The 1308-nt window shown below is 46.6% G+C and carries 1 protein-coding gene and 1 pseudogene; both read right to left on the bottom strand.

Annotated elements, in window-relative coordinates; genetic code table 11:
* Positions 1 to 247, bottom strand: a pseudogene (locus J3998_RS13030) (sel1 repeat family protein); the annotation flags it as partial.
* A gap of 206 nt (positions 248 to 453) precedes the next feature.
* Positions 454 to 1308: SEL1-like repeat protein (locus J3998_RS13025; protein ID WP_208151099.1), on the bottom strand; the 855-nt coding region annotated here is incomplete at its 5' end.

Here is a 1308-nt window from a genome sequence, read left to right as displayed (position 1 = left end):
GCTTGGCGGCTTTTGTGTACCACTCCACCGCTTTGAAGTCATCCTGTTTAACGCCTTGTCCGTTGGAGTATCTAAACCCAAGATAGTTTTGCGCATCGACATCCCCTTGCTTAGCAAGCGGTTCCCATTCTCTAAAAGCGGTGGCGTAATCACCTTTTTGAGCAGCAGAAAGACCTTCATCAAACCCCGCCTGAACCGGAGCAGACAAACTCAATGCAACTAATGCTGCGAATAATATTTTCTTCATGTGTAGCCCTATTTTTTATCTAAACAAGCACTTAATTAAAACTAACAACCGCCCGAATCAAACTTGAACTGATTGTTAAATGGATCTCATACTTGCTTTGCTTGAAAGTGAACTTGCTTACCATCTGAGTAAGTTCGATAACAATCGTCATTAAAACACTTCGTATTACACCTCACATAACCATTGCTAGGTGCAGGTTTGACAGGTTATTTTGAACTCGACGAACTTGTTGCCCCTGATAACTGAGACTTGTACAGTTTATAGTTATCACACCCCATTTGACTCCGGTTATCGCAAGCCTTACCTGTCCAATCAACGGCTTTTGCTAAATTCCGTTTTACGCCTCGTCCATTTCTATACATAAAACCAAGATTGTTTTGCGCAGCGGCATTTCCTTGCTTGGCGGCTTTGGTATACCACTCCACCGCTTTGAAGTCATCCTGCTTAACGCCTCGTCCATTGTCATACATCATCCCAAGGCTGTATTGCGCACGGGCAACCCCTTGCTTGGCGGCTTTGGTATACCACTCCACCGCTTTGAAGTCATCCTGCTTAACGCCTCGTCCGTTTTCATACGTCCAACCAAGATTAGTTTGCGCACTAACATGCCCTTGCTTAGCGGCTTTGGTGTACCACTCAACCGCTTTGAAGTCATCCTGTTTAACACCTTCCCCATTGGCATACATCACCCCAAGGTTGTATTGCGCACGGGCATACCCTTCCTCGGCGGCTTTGCTATACCACTCGAATGCTTTGAAGTAATCCTGTGTAACGCCTCGCCCATTGTCATACATCAGGCCAAGGTTGTATTGCGCACGGGCAACTCCTTGCTCGGCGGCTTTCGTGTACCATTCCACCGCTTTAAAGTCATCCTGTTTAACACCTCGTCCATTGGCATACATCACCCCAAGATTGAATTGCGCATAGACTAGCCCTTGCTTGGCAGCTTTGGTGTACCACTCCACCGCTTTGAAGTCATCCTGTTTAACACCTTGTCCATTGGCATACATCACCCCAAGATCGTATTGCGCATCGGCATTTCCTTGCTTGGCGGCTTTTGT

Source organism: Thiomicrorhabdus marina, from assembly GCF_017571465.1.
GTDB classification, from domain to species: Bacteria; Pseudomonadota; Gammaproteobacteria; order Thiomicrospirales; family Thiomicrospiraceae; genus Thiomicrorhabdus; species Thiomicrorhabdus marina.
Note: the sequence above shows the minus strand (reverse complement) of the source record. Positions and strands in the feature narration are given on the sequence as shown.